The sequence below is a fragment of the Azospirillum sp. ST 5-10 genome (assembly GCF_051225715.1).
Classification (GTDB): Bacteria; Pseudomonadota; Alphaproteobacteria; order Azospirillales; family Azospirillaceae; genus Azospirillum.
The window spans coordinates 101,069-127,036 of record NZ_JBPJSP010000010.1; the positions used below are offsets into that span (position 1 = coordinate 101,069).

27 protein-coding genes and 1 pseudogene are annotated in these 25,968 nt (G+C 71.0%); 22 read left to right on the forward strand and 6 right to left on the reverse strand.

Annotated elements, in window-relative coordinates:
• Positions 1-3 precede the first annotated feature (3 nt).
• The 9 genes from fliF to ACSBPG_RS13870 all read left to right on the forward strand — a co-directional run bounded on the left by fliF (position 4) and on the right by ACSBPG_RS13870 (position 8,546).
• The gene (fliF, locus tag ACSBPG_RS13830) at positions 4-1,728 is read left to right on the forward strand and encodes a flagellar basal-body MS-ring/collar protein FliF (protein WP_435537758.1); all 1,725 of its coding nucleotides are present in this window, start codon (positions 4-6) and stop codon (positions 1,726-1,728) included.
• Complete coding sequence (locus ACSBPG_RS13835; RefSeq protein ID WP_435537759.1) at positions 1,728-2,441, forward strand: flagellar assembly protein FliH; 714 nt, start codon at positions 1,728-1,730, stop codon at positions 2,439-2,441. Before fliF ends, ACSBPG_RS13835 begins: the two co-directional genes overlap by 1 nt.
• Before the next feature lie 33 nt (positions 2,442-2,474).
• Positions 2,475-2,792: a flagellar motor switch protein FliN gene (gene fliN, locus ACSBPG_RS13840; RefSeq protein WP_435537760.1), complete on the forward strand. Its 318-nt coding sequence runs from the start codon at positions 2,475-2,477 to the stop codon at positions 2,790-2,792.
• A gap of 14 nt (positions 2,793-2,806) precedes the next feature.
• Positions 2,807-3,646: a flagellar type III secretion system pore protein FliP gene (locus tag ACSBPG_RS13845; RefSeq protein WP_435537761.1), complete on the forward strand. Its 840-nt coding sequence runs from the start codon at positions 2,807-2,809 to the stop codon at positions 3,644-3,646.
• 4 nt (positions 3,647-3,650) lie between these two features.
• Complete coding sequence (locus ACSBPG_RS13850; RefSeq protein ID WP_435537762.1) at positions 3,651-3,926, forward strand: hypothetical protein; 276 nt, start codon at positions 3,651-3,653, stop codon at positions 3,924-3,926.
• A gap of 9 nt (positions 3,927-3,935) precedes the next feature.
• Positions 3,936-4,964 (forward strand): flagellar motor switch protein FliG, encoded by a 1,029-nt coding sequence (locus tag ACSBPG_RS13855; RefSeq protein ID WP_435537763.1) that lies wholly within the window; start codon positions 3,936-3,938, stop codon positions 4,962-4,964.
• Complete coding sequence (locus ACSBPG_RS13860; protein WP_435537764.1) at positions 4,964-5,731, forward strand: hypothetical protein; 768 nt, start codon at positions 4,964-4,966, stop codon at positions 5,729-5,731. The genes ACSBPG_RS13855 and ACSBPG_RS13860 overlap by 1 nt, the downstream gene beginning before the upstream one ends.
• Before the next feature lie 154 nt (positions 5,732-5,885).
• Positions 5,886-6,629, forward strand: coding sequence for a response regulator (locus ACSBPG_RS13865; RefSeq protein WP_435537765.1), 744 nt, complete (start codon positions 5,886-5,888; stop codon positions 6,627-6,629).
• 3 nt (positions 6,630-6,632) lie between these two features.
• A complete protein-coding gene (locus ACSBPG_RS13870) occupies positions 6,633-8,546 on the forward strand; it encodes an ATP-binding protein (protein ID WP_435537766.1) in 1,914 nt (637 codons plus the stop codon).
• Positions 8,547-8,557: 11 nt separating this feature from the next.
• Here the strand turns inward: ACSBPG_RS13870 and ACSBPG_RS13875 are convergent, their stop codons facing one another.
• Complete coding sequence (locus tag ACSBPG_RS13875) at positions 8,558-8,872, reverse strand: hypothetical protein (RefSeq protein ID WP_435537767.1); 315 nt, start codon at positions 8,870-8,872, stop codon at positions 8,558-8,560.
• Positions 8,873-9,417: 545 nt separating this feature from the next.
• Here ACSBPG_RS13875 and ACSBPG_RS13880 point away from each other — a divergent pair.
• The 8 genes and pseudogenes from ACSBPG_RS13880 to ACSBPG_RS13915 all read left to right on the forward strand — a co-directional run.
• Complete coding sequence (locus ACSBPG_RS13880; protein WP_435537768.1) at positions 9,418-10,236, forward strand: response regulator transcription factor; 819 nt, start codon at positions 9,418-9,420, stop codon at positions 10,234-10,236.
• A 223-nt stretch (positions 10,237-10,459) separates the two neighbouring features.
• Positions 10,460-12,241 carry a flagellin gene (locus tag ACSBPG_RS13885; protein ID WP_435537769.1) on the forward strand — a complete coding sequence of 594 codons (1,782 nt, stop codon included), beginning with the start codon at positions 10,460-10,462 and terminating at the stop codon, positions 12,239-12,241.
• Between the two features lie 140 nt (positions 12,242-12,381).
• On the forward strand, positions 12,382-12,762 hold the full coding sequence (gene flaF, locus ACSBPG_RS13890) for a flagellar biosynthesis regulator FlaF (RefSeq protein WP_435537770.1): 381 nt from the start codon (positions 12,382-12,384) through the stop codon (positions 12,760-12,762).
• Entirely contained in the window at positions 12,752-13,189 is a 438-nt protein-coding gene (locus tag ACSBPG_RS13895; protein WP_435537771.1) for a flagellar biosynthesis repressor FlbT, read from the forward strand. Before flaF ends, ACSBPG_RS13895 begins: the two co-directional genes overlap by 11 nt.
• Before the next feature lie 4 nt (positions 13,190-13,193).
• Positions 13,194-13,592 (forward strand): hypothetical protein, encoded by a 399-nt coding sequence (locus ACSBPG_RS13900; protein WP_435537772.1) that lies wholly within the window; start codon positions 13,194-13,196, stop codon positions 13,590-13,592.
• The gene (locus ACSBPG_RS13905) at positions 13,589-14,377 is read left to right on the forward strand and encodes a DUF1217 domain-containing protein (protein WP_435537773.1); all 789 of its coding nucleotides are present in this window, start codon (positions 13,589-13,591) and stop codon (positions 14,375-14,377) included. The genes ACSBPG_RS13900 and ACSBPG_RS13905 overlap by 4 nt, the downstream gene beginning before the upstream one ends.
• Before the next feature lie 77 nt (positions 14,378-14,454).
• Positions 14,455-15,501 (forward strand): hypothetical protein, encoded by a 1,047-nt coding sequence (locus tag ACSBPG_RS13910; RefSeq protein ID WP_435537774.1) that lies wholly within the window; start codon positions 14,455-14,457, stop codon positions 15,499-15,501.
• A 65-nt stretch (positions 15,502-15,566) separates the two neighbouring features.
• Positions 15,567-15,788: pseudogene (locus ACSBPG_RS13915) on the forward strand (IS3 family transposase); the annotation flags it as partial.
• 72 nt (positions 15,789-15,860) lie between these two features.
• On the opposite strand, the gene ACSBPG_RS13920 reads toward ACSBPG_RS13915, so the two are convergent.
• The 5 genes from ACSBPG_RS13920 to fliI all read right to left on the reverse strand — a co-directional run bounded on the left by ACSBPG_RS13920 (position 15,861) and on the right by fliI (position 23,508).
• Entirely contained in the window at positions 15,861-17,075 is a 1,215-nt protein-coding gene (locus tag ACSBPG_RS13920; protein ID WP_435537775.1) for a methyltransferase domain-containing protein, read from the reverse strand.
• Positions 17,072-19,177, reverse strand: coding sequence for a tetratricopeptide repeat protein (locus ACSBPG_RS13925; protein WP_435537776.1), 2,106 nt, complete (start codon positions 19,175-19,177; stop codon positions 17,072-17,074). The genes ACSBPG_RS13920 and ACSBPG_RS13925 overlap by 4 nt, the downstream gene beginning before the upstream one ends.
• A 39-nt stretch (positions 19,178-19,216) precedes the next feature.
• Positions 19,217-21,331, reverse strand: coding sequence for a tetratricopeptide repeat protein (locus ACSBPG_RS13930; RefSeq protein WP_435537777.1), 2,115 nt, complete (start codon positions 21,329-21,331; stop codon positions 19,217-19,219).
• 243 nt (positions 21,332-21,574) lie between these two features.
• On the reverse strand, positions 21,575-22,159 hold the full coding sequence (locus tag ACSBPG_RS13935; protein WP_435537778.1) for a hypothetical protein: 585 nt from the start codon (positions 22,157-22,159) through the stop codon (positions 21,575-21,577).
• A complete protein-coding gene (gene fliI, locus ACSBPG_RS13940; RefSeq protein ID WP_435537779.1) occupies positions 22,156-23,508 on the reverse strand; it encodes a flagellar protein export ATPase FliI in 1,353 nt (450 codons plus the stop codon). The genes ACSBPG_RS13935 and fliI overlap by 4 nt, the downstream gene beginning before the upstream one ends.
• 112 nt (positions 23,509-23,620) lie before the next feature.
• Here fliI and ACSBPG_RS13945 point away from each other — a divergent pair, with 112 nt between their 5' ends.
• The 5 genes from ACSBPG_RS13945 to ACSBPG_RS13965 are packed head-to-tail and all read left to right on the forward strand — an operon-like array spanning position 23,621 to position 25,932.
• Positions 23,621-24,016 carry a flagellar biosynthesis protein FlgG gene (locus tag ACSBPG_RS13945; RefSeq protein ID WP_435537780.1) on the forward strand — a complete coding sequence of 132 codons (396 nt, stop codon included), beginning with the start codon at positions 23,621-23,623 and terminating at the stop codon, positions 24,014-24,016.
• Between the two features lie 42 nt (positions 24,017-24,058).
• Complete coding sequence (gene flgC / locus ACSBPG_RS13950; RefSeq protein WP_435537781.1) at positions 24,059-24,475, forward strand: flagellar basal body rod protein FlgC; 417 nt, start codon at positions 24,059-24,061, stop codon at positions 24,473-24,475.
• Between the two features lie 11 nt (positions 24,476-24,486).
• A complete protein-coding gene (locus tag ACSBPG_RS13955; RefSeq protein WP_435537782.1) occupies positions 24,487-24,840 on the forward strand; it encodes a flagellar hook-basal body complex protein FliE in 354 nt (117 codons plus the stop codon).
• Between the two features lie 11 nt (positions 24,841-24,851).
• Positions 24,852-25,118 (forward strand): flagellar biosynthesis protein FliQ, encoded by a 267-nt coding sequence (gene fliQ / locus ACSBPG_RS13960; protein WP_435537783.1) that lies wholly within the window; start codon positions 24,852-24,854, stop codon positions 25,116-25,118.
• 4 nt (positions 25,119-25,122) lie between these two features.
• Positions 25,123-25,932 (forward strand): lytic transglycosylase domain-containing protein, encoded by an 810-nt coding sequence (locus ACSBPG_RS13965; protein WP_435537784.1) that lies wholly within the window; start codon positions 25,123-25,125, stop codon positions 25,930-25,932.
• Positions 25,933-25,968: the final 36 nt, after the last annotated feature.

The window sequence follows — 25,968 nt, forward strand, 5'->3', positions numbered from 1 at the left end:
GGCGTGGACAGTCTGATCGACACTTTGCGATCGCTGGGGCGCGGACGCCTCCTGGCGCTCGCCGGGACCGGGATCGGGATCGTGGTCGCGATCGCCGGCATGGCCCTTCTGTTGTCGCGGCCGCACATGACCACGCTCTACAGCGGCCTGGAACCGGCCGAGGCCGGCCGCATCGTCAAGGCCATCGAGGGCATGGGCGTGCCGGTGTCGGCCCCCTACGACGGCTCCACCGTGGAGGTCCCGCAGGACGACGCGTCGCGCGTGCGCATGCTGCTGGCCGAGCAGGGGCTGCCGTCCGCCGGCGGCGTCGGCTACGAGCTGTTCGACACGGACAAGCCGCTGGGCATCACCAGCTTCATGCAGCGGATGAACCGGCTGCGCGCCCTGGAAGGCGAGCTCGGCCGCACCATCGAGACCCTGGCCGGCGTCGAGGCGGCGCGCGTGCACATCGTGCTGCCCGACCGCGAGGAGTTCTCCCGCGAGGCGCCGACGCCGACCGCGTCGGTGGTGGTGCGCATGCGCGGGCGCGCCGTCCTGGAGCGCCGCCAGGCGCTGGCGATCCGCCACCTCGTCTCCGCCGCGGTGCCGAACCTCAAGGCCAGCGCGGTCACCGTGCTCGACTCCTCGGGCGACCTGCTGCTCAGCGAGGACGACGGGCCCGGCCTGGCGTCGGCGCGCGCCGACGGGATGCGCGCCGCCACCGAACAGCGCGTGGCGCGGGCGATCGAGCAGATGCTGGTGGCCCGCCTGGGGCCGGGCAACGTGCGCGTGCAAGTGGCCGCCGAGGTGGAGACCAAGCGCGAGGTGGTGCGCAGCCAGACCTTCGACCCGGCGAGCCAGGTCGTCCGCTCGACCCAGCTCGTCGAGGAGCAGGGACGCAGCGTCGACAACAGCGGCGAACCGCCGGTCACCGCCGAGCAGAACCTGCCGCAGAACGAGGTGCAGGCGCAGGGGCAGAACACCCAGTCCAGCAACGACACCAAGCGCCAGGAAGAGACCATCAACTACGAGATCTCCAACGTGGCGCGGGAGACGGTGATCGAGCCCGGCGACGTCCGCCGGCTGAGCGTCGCCGTCCTGGTCAACGGGCTGTGGACGACCGCGGCCGACGGTGCCCGCACCTACCAGCCGCGCTCGGCCGAGGAACTGCAGCGCCTGACCGAGCTGGTGCAGTCCGCCATGGGGTTCGACGCCGAGCGCGGCGACCGGGTGACCGTCGAGAACCTCGAGTTCGTCGAGCTGGCGCCCGAGCTGGCGGAACGCGACCCGATGCAGGAGATCGCCGACACGCTGGTCCGCAACGTCATGACCCTGATCCAGTGGGTCATCCTGCTGATCCTCTCGGCCCTGCTGATCCTGGTCGGCCTGCGGCCGCTGATCCGCCGCGTCTTCCCGGCGCCCGTCGCCGAGGCGGCGGAGGCCGCCGACGCCCTGCCGGGTCCGGCGGCCGGCGCGATCCCGCAGCTGGCCGGCCCGGCCTCGGCGGCGGCGGGAGGCGAGGCCGGCGCCGCCGCGTCGGCGGCGCTGGAGGCCGGCGAGGAGGGCGGACCGGAGACCGCCCTGCCGATGCAGGGCATCGAGGAGACGATGGAGCAGCTGATCGAGCTGCGGGCCGTCGAGGGACGGGTGCGCGCCTCGTCGATCCGCCGTCTCGGCGAGATGGTCGACCAGTATCCCGACGAGGCGATCGACATCCTGCGCTCCTGGCTCTATGAGGAGGCCGCGTGATGGCCTACCAGCGGTACTGCTTCGACCGCAGCTTCGGCGAGCGCCGCGAGGCGCCGCCGCCGCCGCGCGAGGAGGTCAAGCCGGTCGATCCGCTGGACGTGCCGCGGCATTCCGAACGCGCTCTGCAGGCCGCGTTGGCCGGCGCGCGCCGCGAGGCCATGGCGGAGGGCGTGGCGCGCGGCCGGCGCGAGGGCGAAGCCCAGGCGCGCGAGCGGGTGGAGGCCGACCTCGCCGGTGCCGTGGGCCGGCTGCTGGACGAGCTGGCCGGTCTGGAGGAGCGGCACGGCGCCCTGATGGCCCGACTGGAAGCCCATGGGGCGGCGTTGATCGTCGCCCTGGTGGGGCGGCTCGCCCCGGGGCTGCTCGCCGCCAACGCCCGGGCCGACGTCGAACGGGCGGCCGGCGACGCGCTGCGCGCGGCCGGCGCGTCTCCCGAACTGCAACTGCGCGTCCATCCCGATCTGCAAGACGCGCTCGACCGCCGGCTCGGCGCCATGGCCGCCGACGCCGGCTTCCGCGGGCGCATCGAGGTCGTCGCCGACGACGGGCTGGCCCGCGGCGCGCTCGACGCCGCGTGGGACGCCGGCGGCCTGCGGCGCGACCCGGCCGAGCTGGAACGCGCGCTCGCCGCCGTCGTCGAGCGCACCCTCGGCACCCTCGCCGACGCCGGCGGGACGGCGCCCCTCGGGCCCGCCGCCGGCGCGGCCCACTGACATCACCGTCTTCGACAGAAGCGAGAACGCATCATGCCTCCTTTGAACCTCGACACCCTGATCGACGAGACCAAGACCGGCGACAAGGGCTTGGACGGGCCGATCAACGCCATCTACAACGTGCCGGTCGACGTTCAGGTCGTGCTGGGACGCACCAGCATGCTGGTGGCCCAACTCCTCAAGCTCGGCCGCGGCGCCGTGCTGGAGCTCGAACGCAAGGTCGACGAGCCGGTCGAGGTGCTGGTCAATCACCGCCTCGTCGCCCGCGGCGAGGTGGTCATCGTCGAGGACCAGCGCCTCGGCGTCACCCTCACGGAGATCGTGCGCAACGCGGAACTGGACCTCGATTGAGCGGGGTTGCGGCCATGAACCGCCGACGCGCGGCCGTCCCGGTCCTCCTCCTCGCGCTGGCCGCGGGCGCCCTGAGCGCCGTCGCGGCGCCCGCCGCCGCGGCGTCGCTCGACTTCGGGCTCGACAGCCTGGGCGCACTCGGCGAGAGCAGCAGCCTGTCCGGGCGCATCATCCAGGGGATCGTCCTCCTGACGGTGCTGAGCGTGGCGCCGGGGTTGCTGATCATGGTCACCTGCTTCACGCGGATCATCGTCGTGCTGTCGCTGCTGCGCTCGGCGCTGGGCCTGCAGCAGTCGCCGCCGAACATGGTGCTGATCAGCCTGGCGATGTTCCTGACCTTCTACATCATGGCGCCGGTCATGGACCGCGCCTGGCAGGACGGCCTGCGCCCCCTGCTGAACGAGCAGGTGACCCAGGAGCAGGGGCTGGAGCGGATGGTGGAGCCGTTCCGGGAGTTCATGTTCTCCCACGTGCGCGGCCGCGACCTCAACGCCTTCGCCGCCTTCTCCGGGCCCGCCCGGGCCGACGCCGCGCCGGACGGCCCGGCCGCCGCCGCGCCGTCCGCCGGAGCGGCGCGGTCGGCGCCGGCGACCGCCCAGTCCGTCGACCTGCGCCTGCTGATGCCGGCGTTCCTGTTGTCGGAGCTGCGCCGCGCCTTCGAGATCGGCTTCCTGCTGTTCCTGCCCTTCCTGGTCATCGACATGGTCGTCGCGGCGATCCTGATGGCCATGGGCATGATGATGCTGCCGCCGGTGATGATCGCGCTTCCCTTCAAGATCATCTTCTTCGTCCTGACCGACGGCTGGTTCCTGATCGCCGGCAGCCTGATCCGCTCCTACGGCACGGGGGGCTGACGCGATGGCCGCCGCGACCTCCCCCCTGCCGCCGGCCGGCGCCGCCGCGAGCCTGGCCGACAGCCTGATCGCTCTGGCGCGCCGGCGCGGGGTCCCGCCGGCCGACGACGCGACCATCCTCGACGTGCTGGCGGCGCTCGAACCGCACCCGCTGATCCCCCACGAACTCCTGCTGGTCGCCGGCACCGTCCTGGCGGGGGCGTTCCGCCAGGACCGCCTGCTCGCCGAGCCGCCGGCCGGCCCCGCCGACGACCTCCCTTCCGCCGACTGCTCCCTTTGAGGTGCCGCCATGGGATCGCCCGTGAAGATCCGTGAGAACTACAAGAGCCTGAACGGCGCCGAGAAGAGCGCCATCATCTTCCTGGCGCTCGGCGAGGAGCGCGGGTCGCGGCTGATGGAGCGGCTCGACGACGACGAGATCCGCATCGTCAGCCGGGCCATGGCGACGCTCGGCAACGTCACCTCGAACCTCGTGGAATCGCTGCTGCGCGTGTTCACCGAGCGGTTCGCCAAGACCGGGTCGGTGATCGGCTCCTACGACAGCACCGAGCGCATGCTGACCCGCTTCCTGCCGTCCGACCGCGTCGCCGAGATCATGGGCGAGATCCGCGGTCCGGCCGGCCGGACCATGTGGGAGAAGATGTCGAACGTGAACGAGACGGTGCTCGCCAACTATCTCGCCGGCGAGTACCCGCAGACCGCCGCCGTCATCCTGTCGAAGATGCGCCCCGAGCACGCCGCCAAGGCGCTGGTGCTGCTGCCGCAGGCGGTGCGCGGCGAGGTCATCGAGCGCATGATCCAGATCGAGTCGGTGCAGCGCGAGGTGCTGCTCGACATCGAGTCGATCCTGCACAACGAATTCATGGCGAATTACGCGCGCACCCACGGCAACGATTCGCTGGAGCGCATGGCCGACATCTTCAACCGCATCGACCGCGACACGATGGCCGAGATCTTCTCCGACCTGGAGCCGGCTTTGCCCGAGCCGACGCAGCGCATCAAGCAGCTCATGTTCACCTTCGAGGACCTGATGCGCCTCGACCGGGTGTCGCTGCAGACCGTGATCCGCCGCTGCGACACCGGCCAGCTCGCCATCGCCCTCAAGGGCGCCCAGGCGGCGCAGCGGGAGCACTTCCTGTCGGTGCTGTCGGAGCGGGCCCGTCTCATCCTGCTCGACGAGATCGAGAACATGGGGCCGTTGCGGATGCGCGACATCAACGACGCCCAGGCGGAGATCGTCGCCATGGCCAAGACGCTCGCCGACGACGGGGTCATCGTCATTCCCCAGTCCGAGGACGGCGACGCGGTGGTCTACTGATGGGTGGCGCCGATCCCTGGCCGCCGGCCGTGCCCGACCCCGACGGTGCCGGCCGGATGCTCCGGCCGCCCCTCGGCGGCGGGTTGGCGGCCCGCTTCCAAGCCGCCCGCCCGGCCGCCGGGCCGGCCGTGCCCGACGACGCGGACGCCGCCGCCCCGGTGGCGCGTCTGCTCGACCTGCTGGCGACCCTCGACCCGGAGGAGGCGGCGCTGGCCCGCGGCTGCCTGCCGCGCTGCGATTCCACGTTCGGGGCCGGGCTGGCGCTGTTCCTGGCGATGACCGCCGGCGGCTGCCGGGGCTGGTTCACGGCCGACGCGGCGGCCCGGCTCGAGGATCTCGACGACGGGCTGGTGCTCGACGAATGCGACGCCGCCCTGGAGCCGCGGCAGCGTCTCGTCGGCGGCCGCGTCTGGCAGGTCGTCCGCGTCCCTCTGCTCGATCCCGTCACCGGCGCGGTGGTGCCGGCGGGGCTGCTGTGCGCCACCAGCTTCGCCGACGACGCCGAGGAGGGGGGCTTCACGGTGGTGCTGCAATTGCGGCCGGCGACGCTGGGAGCGGTCCAGCTCACGGCGACCATGGCCGGCCGCCGGCTCGACGTGGCGCTGCAGACGGCCGGCGGCCTGCCCGCGCCCCTGCTGGCCGAACTGCACGAGAGCGCCGGCGCCGCCCTCGACGCCTGCCGGCTGCGGGGCGGCCTGACGGTCGGGCCGCTGGCGGGCGACTGGCTCCGCTTCGAGGACGGCCTCGCCTCCGACGTCGCCCTGTAGGGGGCGTCGCGGCCGGCCGCGGCGTGGCGGTCATGCATCTTAAAAACTCCTTAAAAGCGCGCTCTCCTTCGCAAACGAACCATTGCGCTGGCGCGGCCTTCGGCCGTACTTGCTGAATGCGGGTGTGTTGCGACGGGCATCTGGGGAGGGCGCCATGCCGTCATGGACCGGGAGCGGCCAGGACCGTGTTCTTCTCGCCGACGACGACGCCTTCATGCGGTCCATCGTTGCCGCCATCATCCGCAGCACCCTGGGCTGCGACGTCGAGATCGCCGCCTCGGGGCGGGACGCCATCGACCGGCTGTGCGCCCCCAAGCCGCCCATCTCCCTGGCCCTGCTCGACTTCGTCATGCCCCAGGGCAACGGGCTGGAGGTGGCGCGCGCCGTCCGCTCCGGCCTCGGCCACGTGCCGCGGGACCTGCCGATCGTCATGCTGACGGGCCGCGCCGACAGCGGCCTGGTCCGCACCGCCATGGAGCTCGACATCAACGGGTACGTGGTCAAGCCGGTGACGAAGGAGACGCTGTTCACGCGCATGGAACGGGCCGGCACCATTCCGTTCGATCTCAAGCCGGCGGAGGTCTACCGCAAGGTCGAGATCCCGGACCCGGCGGCGGCGGAGACGGTGCGGCGGCCGGTGGCGCCGCTGCCGCTGCCGACGCCGCCGCCCGAACCGGCCGTCGAGCCGGCGCCGCGCAGCACCCGGGCGGAGATGCCAGTCGCTGACCTCGTGCCCGGCACCATCCTGGCCGCGCCGGTCCGGGCGCACAACGGCGGGTCCATCATCGTGCCGTCGCACATCCGGCTCGACCGCGCCCTCATCGCCCGCCTGTCCGACCTCGCCGACATGCACATGATCCCGCCGGTCGTGTTCGTCATCGCCGCGACCGAGGGCTGAACGGTGGACCCGTTCGCGTTTCCGGCGGTGCCCGTGGCGATCGGGCCCGACTTCGCCGACATGCTCGACGAGGCGCCGATCGGTGCCCTGATCCTCGACGAATCCTACGCCGTCCTCTACCGCAACAGCCGCATCGCCGACATCCTCGGGGTGGAGGGGGAACCGCTGAGCGCGGCCGTGGCGGCGATGCTGCAGGGGCCGATCCTCGCCCAGGGCATGAACGGCCGGGCCGTCGCCGTCGACGCGGTCCGGCCCGACGGCGGGACGCGCACCCTGCAGCTCTCCTTCGGCACCGTGGCCCACGGGCCGGGCGACGCCATGATCGTCTGGGTCTACGACGTGACCGAGCTGCAGCAGGCGCGCGAGGCGGCCGAGCGCGCCGCCCACTACCGCTCGGCCTTTCTGGCCACCATGAGCCACGAGATCCGCACGCCGATGAACGGCGTCGCCACCATCGCCGATCTCCTGGCCGGCACGGCGCTCGACGCCGACCAGCGCGACATGGTGCAGACCATCCGCGCGTCGGCGGAATCGCTGCTGTCGATCCTCGACGACGTGCTCGACTTCTCGAAGATCGAGGCGGGCCGGATGGAGACCGACGACCGCCCCTACGCGCCGGCGTCCGTCGTCGAGGGCATGGCCGCCATCCTGCGGCCCCGCGCCCGCGAGAAGGGGCTCCGCTTCAGCGTCGCGCTGGCGGCGGAGGTTCCCGCATGGGTGCGTGGCGACGGCGCGCGCCTGCGCCAGGTGCTGATCAACCTGGTCGGCAACGCCGTCAAGTTCACCGAGCACGGCTGGGTGGCGGTGCGCCTTTCGGTGCCCGCGGCGGGCCGGCTGCGGGTCGAGGTCGAGGACAGCGGCATCGGCATCTCCGGCGAGCAGCGGCTGACCCTGTTCCGCCCGTTCGTCCAGGTCGACGCCAGCATCGCCCGGCGGTTCGGCGGCAGCGGCCTCGGCCTGTCGATCTGCCGCGGTCTGGTCGAACTGATGGACGGCACCATCGGCGTGTCGAGCACGCCCGAGGTCGGCTCCCTGTTCTGGTTCGAGATCGCCGCTCCGGCCTGCGACGCGCCGGCGGCGGCGGAGGGCGCGCCGCGCGGCGTCGGCCATTGGCGGGCGCCGGACCGCGCCGAGGCCGAGGCGCAGCGCGCCGTCGTCCTGTGCGTGGAGGACAACCCGACCAACCGCCTCGTGCTCCAGCGGGTGCTGCAGCGGCTGGGCGTCGTCCACGACATCGCCGCCGACGGCGCCGAGGCGCTGGCGCTGCTGCGGCCGGACCGGCATGGCCTGGTGCTGACCGACCTCCACATGCCGGGCCTCGACGGGTACGGGCTGGCGCGGGCCCTTCTCGCCCGTCCGGATCGCGACGGCCGGCCACTGCCGATCCTCGCCCTGTCCGCCGACGCGGTGAAGGGGACGGCCGAAGCCTGCCGCGCCGCCGGCATGGTCGAGCACCTGAGCAAGCCGATCCGCATCGAGGCGCTGGACGCGGCGCTCGCCCGCCACCTTCCCGTGGCGCACCGGCTGCGCCGGCCGGCCGAGCCCGGCACCGGGGAAGCGGGGGAGGGGCGCGCCGGGGCTGCGGCCGCGCCCCTCGACCTGGCCCGTCTCAAGGCGCTGGTCGGCGACGAGCCGGCGGCGCTCCGCGCCGCGCTGGACAGCTTCGTCGCCTCGGCGGCCGATCTGGTGGCGGCGGTCGAGCGCGGCACGGCTCCCGGCGGCACCCCGGCGGAGGCTCTTGCCGCCGCCCATTCGCTGAAGTCGTCCAGCCTGTACGTCGGCGCCGGGGGGCTGTCGGCCGTCGCCGCGGCCCTGGAAGCCGCCCTGCGCCACGGCGACGGCGGGGCGCCGACGCTGGTGGCGCGTCTGCGCGCCGAGCACGAGGCGAGCGTGCGGGCAATTCGCAGCCTGGGCTGAGGCGCTCCGCCTCAGGGATGGAGGACGACCGGCTGGTTCTCCGGAAGCGGGGGCGGCGGGGGCGGTGCTCCCGGCTGTGACTCGGCGGGCGCCGGCGGCAGGGTCCGCAGGGCGTCCGAGGCGCTCTCGCGCAGCCCCGCCAAGCCCGGTTCGGGATAGCGCTCCAGCACGGCGGTGTAGGACGCCCGGGCCTGTTCCGGGCAGTCCATGGTCGCGAACACGCCCGCTTGGCGCAGCAGGGCGGCGGCCTCGTCGGTCCGGTCATAGCCGGCGACCGCCGTTCCGGCGGCGTACCAGCGCCGGTATGCTGTCCAAAGCCGGTCCACGGCCGGACCGCTGCACTGTCCTGCGTACGCTGCATTTTCAAGCGCTTGGCGATAGTCGCTGTCGGGCGCGGCGGCGATCGGCGTGCAGGCGGCGGCCAGCAATCCAAAAGCAGCGGACAGCCCGATCGCAGTTCCAGCCGTGACGCTTTCGCACATGCGAGCCTCCAGAGTTTCCACGGCCGGTTAATTATCAAGTTAGGGTTAAACGCGCATTTACGCTTTCCTACGCCGGCTTAACCGACTCTCCTCGCCGTTAACCATGTCCGACCAAGCGGTCAGGGGCGGGGATGGCCGTTCGCTTTGAGTTTTCGCTGCGCCAATACAGTAAAACCGCCATCGCTTAAAATTTTATATGGCATTATGACGTGCACTGATCCTTTAAAACGGGTTAATCCGCCGTTTTGCATAAACCTTACAAGGTACCTCAGACTATTGACATCGTGCGGAAGTGCGGGCTTCTTTGGTGCTGTGATAAGGGTGTGACACGCAATAAATTGGCTAAAAGGCAACGTGTTCCCCTTGCTTGCTGCGCGATGGAGAATCCCATGCGGACGTTGCTGATCGAACCAGGAGACCTGATCGCCGAAGCCATCGGGAGGCAGCTCGATCTCTGCAAGATTAACCATGACCGAATCGACCTTGCCGGGCTTCACGAGTTGGTGAACGACCGGGGGCACGTCGCCCTGAACTACAACGCGATCATCATCGGGGAGGTCGGCGACACCGTGGGGTGCGTGTCGCTGCTGCGCGCCAACCATGTGACGGCGGCGATCGTCTGCCTGATCGACCGGCGCTGCGCCAACACCACCGCCAACATCCTGCGGGCGGGCGCCGACGACGTCCTGGTCAAGCCGGTGGTGAGCACCGAGATCCGGGCCCGGCTGGAGGCGATCTGCCGGCGCTCCTACGGGCTGACCAGCAACGCCGTCACCGTCGGACGCCTGACCGTGTTCCTCGACGGGCGCGACCCGGAGGTCGACGGCACGCGGCTGCGCCTCAGCCAGCGCGAGCACGCCATCCTCACCGTCCTGGCGCTCAACCACTGCCGGGTCGTGTCGAAGGAGCACATCTACGAGGAGGTCTACGGCCTCTCCGGATCGGACCCGCTCGACAAGGTGATCGACGTCTACATTTGCAAGCTGCGCAAGAAGATCGACCAGGCGACCGGCGGCGGCCGCTACATCGAGACCGTCTATGGGCGGGGCTACAAGTTCGAGGCGCCGCCCGAGCACGTCGTCACCGACATCAGCGCCCGGCTGCGCGAGCGCCTGCTGCACACGGCCCCCAAGGGAACCGGCCGGCTGGCGATGTATCCCGCCGCACCGGCGGTGGCGGGAGCGCCGTTGCGGGCCGTCGGCCGCTGACCTCGTGGAAGAGTGATGTATTTGTTTTAAAAATCCGGTCAGTACTGGTGAGAGGGTAAGGGAAAACCAACGACGGGAAACCCGTCCGGATTTTTTACCTCGGCTTAAACCGGTTTGGTCACGATGATTTTGCCAGTCGCGCTCCCGCACATGATCGGGAAGGCCTGCGCGACCGGGCCCCGGCGTCAGAAAGGCGCTATGAATCTCGCGAATGGAGATACACATGGCCTCGATTCTGACCAACGCCTCGGCGATGACCGCGCTGCAGACCCTGCGCAAGGTCACGAGCGATCTGGAGACGACCCAGGACCGCATCTCGACCGGCCTGAAGGTCGCCATGGCGAGCGACAACGCCGCCTACTGGTCGATCGCCACCACCATGAAGTCCGACGTCGCCGGCTTCAAGGCGGTCTCCGACGCGCTCGGCCTCGGCTCCTCCACGGCCATCTCGGCCGCCAACGGCGCCGACAGCGTCAAGGACATGCTGACGGAGATGAAGCAGCGCATCGTCGCCGCTCAGTCCGAAGGCACCGATCCGAAGTTCATCCAGGACGAAGTCAACCAGTTCATCGGCCAGATCGAGGGCATCGTCAACGCCGCCTCGTTCAACGGCGACAACTGGCTGGAGGTCAGCTACTCGCCGGACGGCTCGGCCAAGGACCTGGAGGTCGACGTCCTGTCGACCCTGAGCCGTGCCGACGGCGGCGTGACCCCGAGCTACATCTCCTTCAACCGCCAGGACATGCGCTCCGACTCGGTGATCGGCCGCGCGACCATCGAGCAGGAGGTGGACTCCACCGTCTCGGCGAAGGCCTCCATGGTGTTCGACGTCGGCACGGCGACCGGCACCTACATCGATGGCCAGAACCTCGGCCTCGACAACCTGTCGTTCAAGTTCACCACCGAGGCGATGACCATCAACTACACGGACAGCGCGGGCGACGTCCAGACGCTCGTGATGGATCCGGTCGCGGTGGACATCGAGGTCGACCTCAGCGACATCGTCTACGACACCGACCAGGCGACCACCGAGGCGGCGATCGTCGAGCGCATCAACGACACCATCGCCAAGCAGTCCTACGCGGCGATGCTGCCGGCGGTGTTCGAGCAGTCCAAGGAACTCGCGGTCGCCAAGGAGCGCGAGATTTCGGTCAAGACGGCCTACGACGCCGCCTATGCGGGGTACCTGGCCGCCAACGCCAACGACTTCGAGGGTGCGACGTCCTACGCCGAGGCGACCTCCCTGGCGGTCGGCGCGGCCTTCGACAGCGCCAACAGCGCCTTCGTCTACGACATCGACGCGGACGGCACGGCGGAAACCTACGACCTGTCGGCCGCCACCACGGGCGGCGTCACCTCCACCACCGGCACGACGACGATCAAGCTCGGCACGATCGCCCAGGCCGAGGCGGACATCGCGACGATCGCGGAGGACTTCCTCGGCGACAACACGGCCGGCGCGCCGGTCGACTACGCCACCGCCGAGAATGAGTTGAAGGACCGTATCCTCAGCGTGTCCTTCGCCACCATCGGCGGTTCGCGCCAGCTCCAGTTCACCGTGGCCGGCGGCTACAAGGCCGACGACACGGCGACCGATCCTCTGGCGGCGACCAACACCGTCGCGGACACCAACTACACGGCCAAGATCGAGGGCGTGTGGATGGAGACCAAGGAGAGCGACGCGTTCGGCGGTCTCGCCCAGCTGCGGCAGCTCGACATGGAGAACAACGCCGCTCGCTCGCTGCAGGCGATCGACGACATGCTGACCAAGGTCATCGAGAAGGCCGCCGTGCTCGGCTCGATCGAGAACCGCATCGGCATCCAGACGGACTTCCTGTCGAAGCTGACCGACTCGATGAACAAGGGCATCGGCCTCCTGGTCGACGCCGACCTGACCGAGGAATCGAGCCGTCTGCAGGCCCTCCAGGTCCAGCAGCAGCTCGCCACGCAGGCGCTGTCCATCGCCAACCAGGGTCCGCAGAACATCCTGTCGCTGTTCCGCTAACCCGCCGGACCGGCGCCGGTTCCCTTCGGGGCCGGCGCCGGCTTCCCCCGCCTTGCCGTGCCCGGCGTGGTCGAACCGACGGTCGGCGCCGAGATCGTGCCGCCGCGACGCCTTTCCTGACAAACGCCAAAGGTGCGATTATGAGCATCGCCGCCTATCAGCAGACCATCGCCGAGTGCGACCCTCCCCGCAGGATCGAGTACCGAGTCTTCCTGCGGATCACGGTCGCCCTGGAGAAGCACCGCGACGCGGACCGCAACTCTCCCGCCCTCAAGGACGCCCTGTGGCGGAACCTCGAGCTGTGGAGCGTCCTGCGCGCCGATCTCCTGGACGAGGCGAACGCTTTGCCCGACGCGCTGCGCGCCGGCCTCGTCTCCCTGTCCTTCACGGTCGACCGGGAGACGAGGCGCATCCTGCGCGGCGAGGGGGCGCCCACCCTGCTGATCGACATCAACCGTGCGGTGATGCAGGGCCTGCAAGGCGTCCCCCAGCCCGCCGAGGATCTGGCCCATGGCTCTTAAGCTCCGCCTGAAACCGAGTGAAAGGGTGGTGATCAACGGCTGCGTGGTGCAGAACGAGAACCGCCGCTACACGCTCACGGTGTCCAACTTCGCGCAGATCATCCGTGGCAGCGACATCCTGCAGGAGGAGGAGGCGCGCACCCCGGTGCGCCGCGCCTATTTCCTGATCCAGAGCATGCTGCTCGACCCGCAACTCGCGGCGACCAGCATCGGCACCGTGACCGACATGATGGCCGCCCTCTACACCGCCTTCCTGCGGCCCGAGATCCGCGACCGGATCGCCCGTTCCATGGGGCACATCGGCGAGCGCGACTACTACAAGGCGCTGGCCGCGCTGCGGCCGGTGATGGAGTACGAGGACACGCTGCTGGCGTCGCCGCCGCCCAAGCCGGCCGCGGACGCCGCCAACCACCATCCGGGAGGATGATGCCATGACGTCCCCCGTCACCGGCGTGACCGGCCCCTCGGGCGAGCGCCCGCCGGCCAGCGCCGAGACCATCGCCGAGGCGCGCCTGCGCCAGGCCGAGCGGCTGCGCGCCGCCCAGGCGGAGACCACCAAGCCGACCGAGGTCGTCGAGGAATCGGCCAGGAGCGATGCCGCGGAGATCGCCCGCAAGCCGATGGTCCAGCCCTACCGCGTCAACCTCGAAGGCGGCACCGGCCGCATGTACACCGAGGTGCTCGACACCGCGACCGGCGACGTCATCATGCGCATTCCCGCCGGCTACCGTTCCCCCGACGAGGTGGAAGAGGCGGAGGGCGACGGCGGCGGGGGCGACGACGGCGGGACCGGGCGCGCCGCGCCTCCAGGCGGGGAGATCGAGGCATGACCACGATCACCGACCTGCGGCTCGTCACCGCCAACGAGGACCGCTACGAGCAGATGATCCTCAAGCAGCCGTCGGTGACCCGCGACATCGAATACTTCAAGGCCAACATCGGCAAGGTGTCCACGGTCGACGCGTTCATGGCCGACGACCGGCTCTACCGTTTCGTCATGGAAGCCTTCGACCTGGAATCGCAGATCTACGCCAGAGCCCTGATCCGCAAGGTGCTGGAGCAGGGCGTGGTCGATGACGGGGCCCTCGCCAACCGCCTGAACGACAGCAAGTTCAAGGAGATGGCGACGGTCCTCAGTTTCGCCGAGACCGGCGGCTTGGCGCTCAAGGAGCCGAAGGTCGTCCAGGCGATCGTCGACCGCTACGTCCGGGTGAACCTGGAGGTGGAATCCGAGGAGACCAACCCGGCGGTGCGTCTCGGCCTCTATTTCCAGCGCAAGGCGCCGACCCTGACGAACTGGTACCAGGTGATGGCCGACAAGGCCCTGCGGGAGGTCGTCTACACGATGCTCGACCTGCCCGACGAGTTGGGCATGCTCGACGTCGACAAGCAGAAGGAGATCCTGTCCAAGCGGATGGACGTCGCCGACTTCAAGGATCCGGAGAAGGTGGCGAAGATGCTCGACCGGTTCGCGGTGATGTACGACATCCAGAATGGGAGCGCGACGGTGGCCGCGGCCACGCCGTCGATCGGTCCGCTGTCGGGCGGCGGGTCGTCGATCATCTCGATCGACCCATCCATCACCATGACCCTGCTGAACTTCCCGCGCTTCTGAACGCGCGGGCGTGCACGGCGGCGGGGGAGGGCTTGCATTTGGAGGCGCGGGACGGCAGGGGGCGCTACCGGAGTCGGATGCCGGCTGCCGCCACCCCTCCGCCGCGCGGCGGGCGCAACCTCGCCGACGAGGGGCGCGACGCCCTGCACATCCTGCCCCTGTCGATCCTGCCTCTCAGCAACCCGGCGCTGCGGCGGGCGCGGCTGATCAAGAACGTCCGCCTGGAGACCGTCGCCGAGGTCTTCAACGACGCCCAGACCGGCAGCGGCCAGGTGCGCATCGAGCAGCTGCCGGTGTGCTTCGGCGTCGACGAGGCGGTCATGCGGCAGGACGTCCACATGCTGTCGCAGATCGCCACGGCCGCCAGCTTCGACATCTACAGCCTGCGCCTGGAGCTGCGGCGCCTCAACATCGACGTCGACGAGGCGCGTTCCCTGCGCCTGTCCGACGCCAAGCGCGCCGAGCTGACCGGCTACATGCGGGTCTTCACCCGGCCGCTGATCGAGCACGTCTACGGCACCGGCGACGACAGCATCTCCAGCCTGGAGCAGCTCATCCGCATGTTCGCCGCGCCCGACGTCGAGGAGGCGCGGCGCCGCCTGCAGCTCACCGCCGACCGTCTCGACATCCCGCTCTCGGCGATCCCGCGCTTCCTCGAGGAATACGCCGACATCTTCCTGTCGCTGGCCTATTTCAAGCATTGCCTGGACGACATCGTCCCCGACGTCCAGGCCTTCCTCGACTGGATGCTGGAGCTGCACGAGGCCAACGAGGTGCGCCGCGACGCGCGCCAGGGGCGGATGCTCGACGAGGTGGGGCGCGACCTCACGGAGATCACCACCTCGATCACCGGCCGCTTCGAGAGCTTCGACAACCGCTCCCGCGAGTTCTGGCGCGACATCAACGCGGAGAGCTTCCACTTCATCCGCAACCTGATCATCACCCACCATCTGACCATCGGCGGCGTGCTGTGCGGCCTGGCGGTCAAGATGAGCCTGTGGAAGTCCCGCTTCGCCCGTGGCGGCGGGCCGATCCGCCGCCTGGAGTTCATCCGCTCCGAGATCCTCCCCGGCCTGTCGCAGATCCGCGGCATCGAGCGGTCGTCGCGCGCCGCCCTGTGGTGAGGGGAGGGACCGGGCGATCGGCGGACCCTCCGTGGTCGGCGTCGGCGACCGTTGCGGGCCCGTAGGGCCAGCACAGCCACAACGCCTTGGCGGAGACGATCAACGGCCTCTGCAAGACCGGGGTGATCCGGCGCCGCGGACCGTGGCGCACTCTGGAAGCCGTCGAGGTCGCCACCCTGGAATGGGGCCACGGGTTCAACCACCGGCGCCTGCTCGAACCCATCGGCAACCTTCGTCCCGCCGAGGCGCGCTACTATGCTCGAGCCGAAGAGGTCGCCATCGCGGCGCGATCAAGCCGAATGGCCTCCGGCAATCCCGGCGCGGTTCAGCGGTGGAGCGTCCGACGGGTGCCCCCGGCGTCATCGGTAGGGATGCCGGTCCTTGTGGAAATCGATCAGCCGGCCCTGATGCTCGATCAGGATCGCCGCCGCGGCGATCCCCGCCCTGTCCATCTCCAGCACGATGTCGGCGGCGCGCCACTGCGGCGGGATGATCACCACGTCGACCGGCGGCTCGCGCAGGGCGTCGCGCGAGCGGATCTCCTGCCCCGTGCCCGGCACGAAGGTGCCGACCTTGGCAGGGTCGGAATCGACGACCAGCGGGAAGCGCTCGGCGTCGACGCCGTAGCGGCACATGAACGCCGCCGACTTGCCGGTCCCGCCCCACACCGCCACCCGCTGGCCGGAGCGATGGAGGGCGTCGAGGGTGGCGGGAATCGTCTTCATGGCCTCCCGGGTGACCTCGTTGAAGGTCTTGGCGCCGGGAGCGAACTTGAGGAAGGCGGCGCCGCCGTCCAGACGGATGAGCCCGTAGACCACCTCGTCGCCGTAGCCGTGGCCGAGGTCGATGATCTCGCACGAGGAACGCGACAGCATGCGGTGGAACGAGGTGGTCGTGAACTGCGAGCTGTGCTCGTAGTAGAAGTCGACGGTCCGTCCGTGCCGCAGGGCGTTGTCGATGCAGGGAACCTCGAAATAGGCGAGCGGCGACAGGTCGAGCGACGCCGAGGCGAAGGCGATGCCCTGCAGGAAGCCGAGCGGGTTGACGAGGTGCTCGAGGACATGGCGGCTGATCAGCATGTCCGGACGCAGCTCGGCCAGATGAACGGCGGGATCGAACAGCATGCGTCGAAACTCGAGGGGGCCGTCCCCGCCGCTGGCGCCGTGCGGATCGAAGCCGATGTAGCGCCCGCCGGGCCGCTGCTCGGCCAGCGCCGCCAGGAAGCTGCCGTCGCCGTAGCCGATCTCGACGACCGTCGGCGCATCGCCGAGGAAGGAGAGAACGCGGCTGCTGGTCTCGTCGAGGAAGGCCGACCATTTGGCCGCCCGGTTGAACATCAGGTTGGGCTTGTCCGTGTACGGCACCTTGCCGTAGTCGAACGCGACATTCGAGACGTGGCCGCAGGCGACGCAGCGGACGAAGTCGAGCGGGTAGCGCGGCAGATTGCGGGCGTCCGCGGCCGATCTGGGCCAGGCGATGGTGGCCAGCGGCTGCAGTCCGCCGTCCAGGAACGGGATCGCGACGTGGTGCCCGCAGGCCGGGCAGGTGGCCTCGCGGAACAATGGAGCGTTCATGACCGGGATTCCTTGCTGTTGCACCAGGCGCGCCACATGCCGCGGAAGGCGGCCTCCAACTGGCGGGTGAAGGCGGCGCCGTCGCAAAGGGGGGAGGTTTCGAGCATCCGGCGGAGCCGGGCGTGCAGGACGGCGCGCAACGCGCCGTCGTCGGCCAGCGCGGCGGCGATGGACACGTAGGTGTCCGCGTCGGAGGCGACGAGCTCGCCGACCCCGACGGTCGTCAGGATGCTCTCGCTGACCCGCCCGACCCAGGTGCCGCCGCGCAGCGACACCACCGGCACCCCCATCCACAGGGCTTCCGCCGTCGTCGTGCCGCCGCCGTAAGGGGTGGGATCGAGGGCGACGTCGACCCGGTTGTAGGCGGCCAGGAGCTCGGCGCGGGGCACGCCCCCTTCCAGGATCAGGCGCGGCGCAGCGACGCCGTGGGCGGCGAAGCGCTCCGTCAGGTGCCGGCGGACCGCCGCGTCGCCCAGCGCCCTGGTCTTGAGGAGCAGGCGGGACTGCGGCACCCGGGCCAGCACCCGCGCCCACAGGGCGATGGTGGCGGGCGAGGTCTTGGGGTTGTTGTTGAAGTTGCCGAAGGTCACCGGCCGCGGCGGGCGCGGCGTGACGGCGACGTCGAGATCGGGGGGCGTGAAGCAGAGATAGCTGCCCGGCAGGCGCCAGACCCGCTCGGTGAAGGCGCCGTCGTCGGCCTCCGGGGCGACGTGGCGGTCGGCCAGGACGTAGTCCATCGCCGAGAGCCCGGTGGTGCCGAAATAGCCGAGCCAGGAGACCTGCACCGGGGCCGGCTTCCGGGCGAACACCAGCAGCCGGTTGCCGGCGGTGTGGCCGGACAGGTCGACCAGGAGGTCGATGGCGTCGGCGCGGATCAGGGCGGCGGCGGCGTCGTCGCTCAGGCCGACGAGGCTGCGCCAGTGGCCGGCATGGGCCCGCAGCCGGGCGGTGACGTCGTCGCTTTTGTCGAGGGTGCTGTAGCAGAAGACCTCGACCGCGGCGGGATCGTGATGGGCGAGGACCGCTTCGATGAAATAGCCCACGGGGTGCTGGCAGAAGTCGCCGGAGACGTAGCCGACGCGCAGCCGGCGCCCGGGAACCGGCGCATTGGCGAAGGGGTCGCAAGGGGGCCGGTCGAACACGGAACCGAAGCACCGGGCCGCCGCGAGAATGGCGCCTTGCGCATCCGTCTCGCGATAATGCAGGGCGAGGAGTCTGTTGTCGTGTGGGTCGGGATCGTCGATCTTCAAGCGCAGCGCCGTGTCGTACGCCGCGAGCGCTTCTTCCGGCCGACCGAGAAGCACGAGGAGGTTGGCCCGGGTGAAACAGGCCTCGGCATGGTCGGGCTTGAAACGCAGCGTGTCTTTGCAGGCGGCCAGCGCTTCTTCCCAGCGACCGAGATTCGTGAGGGCGTTCGCCCGGACGAAATGCGCGTTGGGATAGTCGGGGTGCAATCGCAACGCGTCTTTGCAAGCGGCCAGCGCTTCCTTCCAGCGACCGAGACCCGTGAGGGCGTTGGCCCGATGGACATGGGCCTTGGCGTAGTCGGGCCTCAATCGCAGCGCGTCCTCGCTGGCGGCGAGAGCGTCTTCCACGCGTCCCAGGGTAAGCAGGGCGATGCTGCGATTGGCGTGAGCCTCGGGATAGTCGGATCGGAACCTGAGCGCCGCATCGAAGGCCGCGAGGGCTTCTGCCGTGCGGTTGAGGTCCAACAGGATCACGCCGCGGTGGGAATGGGCGTCGGCCAATTGCGGATTGAGCCGGAGCGCCGCGTCGTAGGCCGCCAGGGCATCCTCCAGGCGACCGAGCGCGCGCAAGACGATGCCGATGTTGGAACGATAGCCCGGCGCGTTCCGATCGAGGGCGATGGCCCTTTCGATCCGCTCGACCGCCAACGCGCTTTTGCCCGTCTGATGGGCGATCACGCCGAGCATGTTCTGCGCATCGGCGTGGCGTGCGTCCACCGCGAGGATACCGTTGTAGAGAGCTTCCGCCTCGGCCAGTCGGCCGGCCCGGTGATGGCGGACGGCCAGCTCGAACGTCTGCGCCAACGCCGGCTGCGGGGCCGCTCTCATCTGAGCCCTGCGTTGGTTGCGGTTCATCGCGGTGTCCGTTCCGTTCGGCGGGATGCGGAGGCCACGCTACGTGAGGCTGGGAAAAGCGGCGTTAACGTTTCGCGGTGGCCGGTCTTCGACGGCGCTCCGCGCCCCGGGCGGTCCGCCGCCGGGACGAGCCGGGTCGTGCCCGTGGCCACGCCGTCCCGTGGTCTTGCTGTTGCACCAGGCGCGCCACATGCCGCGGAAGGCGGCTTCCAACTGGCGGGTGAAGGCGGCGCCGTCGCAAAGGGGGGAGGTTTCGAGCATCCGGCGCAGCTGGGCGTGCAGGACGGCGCGCAACGCGCCGTCGTCGGCCAGCGCGGCGGCGATGGACACGTAGGTGTCCGCGTCGGGGGCGACGAGCTCGCCGACCCCGACGGTCGTCAGGATGCTCTCGCTGACCCGCCCGACCCAGGTGCCGCCGCGCAGCGACACCACCGGCACCCCCATCCACAGGGCTTCCGCCGTCGTCGTGCCGCCGCCGTAAGGGGTGGGATCGAGGGCGACGTCGACCCGGTTGTAGGCGGCCAGGAGCTCGGCGCGGGGCACGCCCCCTTCCAGGATCAGGCGCGGCGCAGCGACGCCGTGGGCGGCGAAGCGCTCCGTCAGGTGCCGGCGGACCGCCGCGTCGCCCAGCGCCCTGGTCTTGAGGAGCAGGCGGGACTGCGGCACCCGGGCCAGCACCCGCGCCCACAGGGCGATGGTGGCGGGCGAGGTCTTGGGGTTGTTGTTGAAGTTGCCGAAGGTCACCGGCCGCGGCGGGCGCGGCGTGACGGCGACGTCGAGATCGGGGGGCGTGAAGCAGAGATAGCTGCCCGGCAGGCGCCAGACCCGCTCGGTGAAGGCGCCGTCGTCGGCCTCCGGGGCGACGTGGCGGTCGGCCAGGACGTAGTCCATCGCCGAGAGCCCGGTGGTGCCGAAATAGCCGAGCCAGGAGACCTGCACCGGGGCCGGCTTCCGGGCGAACACCAGCAGCCGGTTGCCGGCGGTGTGGCCGGACAGGTCGACCAGGAGGTCGATGGCGTCGGCGCGGATCAGGGCGGCGGCGGCGTCGTCGCTCAGGCCGACGAGGCTGCGCCAGTGGCCGGCATGGGCCCGCAGCCGGGCGGTGACGTCGTCGCTTTTGTCGAGGGTGCTGTAGCAGAAGACCTCGACCGCGGCGGGATCGTGATGGGCGAGGACCGCTTCGATGAAATAGCCCACGGGGTGCTGGCAGAAGTCGCCGGAGACGTAGCCGACGCGCAGCCGGCGCCCGGGAACCGGCGCATTGGCGAAGGGGTCGCAAGGGGGCCGGTCGAACACGGAACCGAAGCACCGGGCCGCCGCGAGAATGGCGCCCTTCGAGTCCGTCTCCCGGTAATGCAAGTTCATGAGCGTGTTGGAATGGGACGCGGCGTGGCCGGTCTTGAGCCGCAGCACCGCCTCGTACGCCGCCAGTGCCTGCTCCAGGCGGCCGAGGTCCGTCAGAGCCTTGGCTCGGTAGAAATGCGCCTCGAAGTCGTCCGGCTTGATCCGCAGCGCTTCGTCGCAAGCGACCAGCGCCTCCTCCAGGCGTCCCAGTTTGCGCAAGGCCTGGCTGCGGATGCAGTGCGCCTCGGAGAAATCGGGTCTGATCCGCAGCGCTTCTTCGCTGGCGGCCAGGGCTTCCGCCGGGCGCCCCAGCTTGCGCAGGGCGTTGCTGCGGTTGCAATGCGCTTCGGGGTAGTCGGACTGGATGCCGAGGGCGGCGTCGCAGGCTTTCAGGGCCTCGTCCGCTCGGCCGAGGTCCAACAACGCGATCGCGCCGTTGGAGTGAGCGTCGGCCGCACCCGGATCGAGCTGGAGCGCCCTGTCGTAGGCTGCCAGAGCCTCCTCCAGGCGACCGAGCGCGCGCAGGACGATGCCGAGCTTCGCATGATGATCCGGCGCGTCCGGATGGAGCGTGATCGCCGTTCGGATCTGGTGGTGCGCCAGCTCCTGCCGGCCGGTCTGGTGGGCGATCACCCCGAGCATGTTCCGCGCGTCGGCGTGGCGGGCATCCACCGCGAGGACACGGTTGTAGAGAGCTTCGGCTTCGGCCAGTCGGCCGGCCTGGTGATGGCGGACGGCCAGATCGAACGTCCGCGCCGGCCCCGCCTGCGGAGCCGTCTTCGCCTGAATCCTGCGCTGCTTGCGGTTCATCGCGGTGTCCGTTCCGTTCGGCGGGATGCGGGAGCCACGCTATGCGGGGTCTGGAAAAGCGGCGTTAACGTTTCGCGGCGGCCGGTCTCCGGGGGGCCCGGTCCCCGGACGGTCGTCTCGGCCGGCACCGGCCCGGTCACGACGGCGCCGGCGCCGGTGCGTGCCGCCGCCGCGCGCCGACGGAATCGGCGCTTGCCGACGGGGGCGCGGCGCCGGGCCGGGCCGGCCGCGACGGCGCCGCCGCTACAGGCGGATCGCGCCCTCCTCGCGGGCGTCGGTCGCCTCCAGCTCGTAGAGCTGGGCCAGCAGCTTCGGGTCCAGCGCCGGCGCGGCGGCGGCCTGCGCCTCGCCGGCCGCAGCGGCGGCATTGACCTTGCGCTTCAGCGCCTCGGCCAGGGCGGCCGCCGAGGGCTCGCCCGTTCCGGCCGGGGGCGCCGCGTCCGGCCGCGCCAGGTAGGGCAGGGCGGCTCCGGGTGCGGCGGCCGGCTCGGCCAGGGCGCCGTCGGCGATGGTCTGCAGGTGGCCCAGCACGCTGTCGCCGGTCGCCTCCTCGAACAGCACCATGGCGGCGCTGCCGATCAGGCCGGCGACGCCGCCGAACAGGAGACCGCCGGCCAGCCGCGACGGGATCGAGATGGTGTCGCCCGTCGTCTCGCGGTAGACGGCGGAGACGACGGGGAGCTGCTGCAGCGGGTTGACCGCGTCGAGCACGTCCTCGAAGCCGATGCCCGGCGACTCGGCCGGGACCGTGTCGGCCTCGGCTGTGGAGCGGTCCTTGGCCTGGGTCGGCGACAGGGCCCGGCTGGCGAGGGTGGTGTTGACGCTCATGGCCGATCTCCCGGGGAAGCGAGCAGCTGGTCGAGGCGGGTGAAGGTGGCGGCGGCGGCCAGGCGGTCGTCCTTGCCCTGGCGCAGGAACTCGTCCAGCCGGGGCTGGAGCAGGATGGCGGAATCGACGTCCGGGTCGGTGCCGCGCTTGTAGGCGCCGAGCCGGATCATCTCGCGCATGTTCTCGTAGGTGGCGATGGCGGCGCGGGCGCGGGCGACGCTGCGGTTCTCGGCGGCGCTGTGGCAGCCGGGCAGGGTGCGCGACACGCTGCGCAGCACGTCCACCGCGGGGTAGCGCCCCTGTTCGGCGATCTTGCGGTCGAGCACGAGATGGCCGTCGAGGATGCCGCGCACGGCGTCGGCGATCGGCTCGTCGTGGTCGTCGCCGTCGACCAGCACCGTGAAGATGGCGGTGATGTCGCCGGGCGGGCGGCCGCCGGAATCGTCGGGACCGGGGCCGGCGCGCTCCAGCAGGCGGGGCAGCTCGGCGAAGACGCTGGGGGGATAGCTCTTGCTGGTCGGCGGCTCGCCGGCGGCCAGCCCGATCTCGCGCTGCGCCATGGCGAAGCGGGTGACGCTGTCCATCAGGCACAGCACGTGAAGCCCCTGGTCGCGCAGCTCCTCGGCCACCGTCATGCACAAAAGCGCCGCTTGGCGGCGCATCAGCGGCGGCTCGTCGGAGGTGGCGACCACCACCACCGAGCGGGCCAGCCCCTCGGCCCCGAGGTCGTCCTGGATGAACTCCCGCACCTCGCGGCCGCGCTCGCCGACCAGGCCGATGACGATGACGTCGGCGGCGGCGTTGCGGGCGAACATGGAGAGCAGCGTCGACTTGCCGACCCCCGACGCGGCGAACACGCCGAGGCGCTGGCCGCGGCACAGCGGCACGAAGGCGTCGACCACGCGGATGCCGGTGTCGATGCGCGCACCGACGCGGCGGCGCGCGCAGGCGGCCGGCGGCGGCTGGCGCAGGGAACGGGGGTGCTCGCCGTTGCGCAGCGGCCCCTTGCCGTCGACCGGCTGGCCCAGCGCGTCGACCACCCGCCCCAGCCAGCCGATGCCGGGGCGCAGGGTGGAGGCGGTGTCGTCGGTGCGCACCGCGCAGCCCTCGGCGACGCCGTCGAGGGCGTCGAACGCCATCAGCAGCGAGCGCCCGTGGCGGAAGCCGACGGTCTCGCACAGCACGCGCCGCCCGTGCACGGTCTCGGCGTGGCACTTGTCGCCGACCGACAGCACCCGCTGCAGCCCGTCGACCTCCACCGTCATGCCCGTGGCGGCGCGGATGCTCCCTCGCCACGTGGTCATCGGCAGGCGTTCGATCTCCGCCGCCAACGCTTCCAGCACCCGCATGCGCCCGTCTCTCCGTCGCTTCCTGCGCCGGGCACCATAGACGGGCCGATTTAAATCCGGTTTTAAACCGCCCGCCTCATCGTCCCTTCCAACGTCGCATGAAGAGGGCGCCATGGATTTTAGCCAAATCGGCGTGTTCAAGCTGGCGGGACTTCGGCTCGATTACCTGGCGCAGCGCCAGAAGGTGATCGCCGAGAACGTCGTGAACGCCAACACTCCGGATTACAAGTCGCGTGACCTGAAGCCATTCGATGCGATTTTGAACGACATCCAACCGGTCGTGCCGGCCCGCACCGCGGCGCTGCACCTCGCGAGCGCGCGTCCGGCGGGCAGCTTCCGGGAGGACCACGCCTATGTGCCCTGGGAGACGACGCCGTCCGGCAACGCCGTGTCGCTCGATCAGGAGATGTCGAAGGCGAGCGACACCGGCGACGCCTTCGCGCTGACCACCGGGCTGTTCCAGCGAAACATGCAGATGCTGCGCCTGGCGTGGCGGTCCGGCGGCTGACGGCCGGCGTGACCCGCGTCCCGGCGGAGGAGGAAAGAGACCATGAACGATGCCTTGACCGCCACCCTGAAGATCGCCGGCATGGGTCTGCAGGCCCAGGCGACGCGCCTGCGGGTGGTGGCGGAGAACCTCGCCAACGCCGATTCCACGGCGTCCACCAGGGGCGGCGATCCCTACCGCCGCAAGACCGTGTCCTTCGATTCGGTGATGGACCGCGAGCTCGGCGCCGAGGTGGTGCGGGTCAAGCAGATCGGCCGCGACCGCAGCGACTTCTCGCTCGCCTATGATCCCTCGCACCCCGCGGCCGACGACAAGGGCTACGTCAAGCAGCCCAACGTCGAACCGCTGATCGAGATGATGGACATGCGTGAGGCGGGCCGCGCCTTCGAGGCCAGCATGAACGTCATCGAACAGTCGCGCGCCATGATGAACCGGGTCGTCGACCTGCTGCGGAGCTGAGGAGCCTGTCCATGATCGAGATGCCCATCGCCCGCGTCGCCGCCGCCTACGCCGCCAACCGCGGCGGTGCGCTGGCCGCCCCGGCGCCGACGATGCCGACCGCCGCCGAGGGCGCCTTCGGCACGGCGCCGGCCGGCGGCGCCGCGGAGACGGACTTCGGCACCTTCCTCGACCGGCAGATCGCCGACGCCGTCGACACGCTGCAGGAGAGCGAGCGCGTGTCGATGTCGGCGGTGGCCGGCAAGGCCAGCGCCCAGGAGGTGGTCCGCGCCGTGCTCGCCGCCGAGATGACGGTGCAGTCGGTGGTCGCCATCCGCGACAAGATGGTCCAGGCCTATCAGGAAATCATGCGCATGGGCGTGTGAGGGCAGCCGCCATGAACGAGGCCGACGTCCTGGAGGTGCTGCGCAGCGGCATCTGGACGGTGCTGCTGGTCGCCGCGCCGCCGCTGGCCGTCGCCGTGGTGGTGGGCGTGGCGATCTCCCTGGTCCAGGCCCTGACCCAGGTGCAGGAGATGACCCTGACCTTCGTGCCCAAGATCGTCGCCATCCTGGTCGTCGTGGTGCTGGCGCTGCCGTTCATGTACGGCGCGCTCGCCACCTACTCGGAACGGCTGACCGATCTGATCGTGTCGGTCGAGTAGGGCCATGGGGCCGGCGCGCCGCCGCGGGACGATCGCCGCCGCGCTGGCCGCTCTGCTGGGCGGCTGGGCCGCCGCGGTGGCCGCGGCGTCGCCGTCGCAGATCGGCGCCTGGACGCCGGCCCTCTACGCCCTGCCGGCGCCGCCTCCGGGGGCCGGCGCCGCCGTGCCGCCGCGCCGCGCCCTGCCGCCCGAGGCGCAGTGCATCGCCGCCATCCTCGACGCCGAGCGGGCGGCCGGCATCGCCGACCACCTGCTGCTGGCGATGGGGTTCACCGAGGCCGGGCGCCGCACCGACGACCGCCTCTTCACGGTGTGGCCGTGGACCGTCAACAGCGAGGGACGGTCGCGCTACTTCGCCAGCCGCGCCGCCGCCGTCGCCTTCGTGCGGGCCGAGCAGGACCGCGGCGTGCGCTCGATCGACGTGGGCTGCCTGCAGATCAACCTCAAGTGGCACCCCGACGCCTTCGCCGATCTCGACACGGCGTTCGACCCCGGCGCCAACGCCGCCTACGCCGCCGCCTTCCTCGGCGGGCTGCGGCGCGACCAGGGGTCGCTGGAGGCCGCCATCGCCCGCTACCACTCCGCCCAGTCCGAGCGCGGCGCCGCCTACCGCGAGCGGGTCGTCGGCAACCGGCGCTGGGTGGCGCACGCGCTCGGCTACCTGGAGGCGCTGGCCGCCGGGCCGCGGCAGCCGGCGGAGCGCCGCGGCGCGGCGCCGGTGTGGACGACCGCCGAGCTGGGCCGGCTGGCCTTCCTGTCGAGCCTGTTCGCCGACGCGCCGGCGCAGCCGCTGCTGCCCGACGCCCGCCCCTGAGCGGCCGGCTTAAATCCCGGTTTTACCGCGCCCCCC